Source organism: Pseudomonas sp. K5002 (assembly GCF_013386655.1).
Lineage (GTDB): Bacteria > Pseudomonadota > Gammaproteobacteria > Pseudomonadales > Pseudomonadaceae > Aquipseudomonas.
In genome coordinates, this window is record NZ_JACARK010000455.1 from 1 (window position 1) to 839 (window position 839).

The 839-nt window shown below is 65.6% G+C and carries 1 protein-coding gene; it reads left to right on the forward strand.

Annotated features, from left to right (window positions below; all coding sequences use genetic code 11):
- The coding region (locus HX846_RS20225; protein WP_178965979.1) for a universal stress protein at positions 1-839 on the forward strand (839 nt) is incomplete at both ends.

An 839-nucleotide genomic window follows, 5' to 3' on the forward strand; every position in this document is an offset into this window, starting at 1 on the left:
TGGTGGAAACCCACGGCCGCGCCGAGACCGAAGCCTTGCTCAGCGGCTTGCCACAACAGCCGCTGCTGCGTTCCGAATACCGCGGCGTGATGCTGGAGGAAATGGACCTCGACGGCCTGCTCGCCGCCAAGCCCAAACTGGTGCTGGTGGACGAACTGGCGCACAGCAACGCCCCCGGCAGCCGCCACGAAAAACGCTGGCAAGACATCCAGGAATTACTCTCGGCGGGCATCAACGTCTTCACCACGGTCAACGTCCAACACCTGGAAAGCCTCAACGACCAGGTGCGCGGCATTACCGGCGTGCAAGTGCGCGAGACCTTGCCCGACTGGGTCTTGCAGGAAGCCGATGAACTGCTGCTGATCGACCTGCCATCCCGGGAACTGCTGGAGCGCCTGCGGGACGGCAAGGTCTACGTGCCGGAACAGGCCCGTGCTGCCATCGATGCCTTCTTCACCCAGACCAACCTCATGGCCCTGCGCGAGCTGGCGATGCAAACCGCCGCGGCCCATGTCGACGATGACCTGGCCCAGGGTTATCGCCAATTGGGCCAGGCCGCACCGGCTGTGCGTGGCCGCTTGCTGGTGGGCGTGGACGGCGATGCCCAGGCCGAACGCCTGGTGCGTCATGCCAGCCGCGTAGCCCAGCGTCGGCATTTGCCGTGGAGCCTGGTGCATGTGGATAACGGCCGGGTGCGGGATGAACAATCGCGCCTGCGCCTGCAAAACGCCCAGCAACTGGCCGAGCGTCTTGGCGGTGAAGTGGTGTTGCTGCGAGCGGGGGAGGTGGCCAAGACCCTGATCCAGCACGCCGCCGAGCGTCGCGCCAGCTTGATTCTG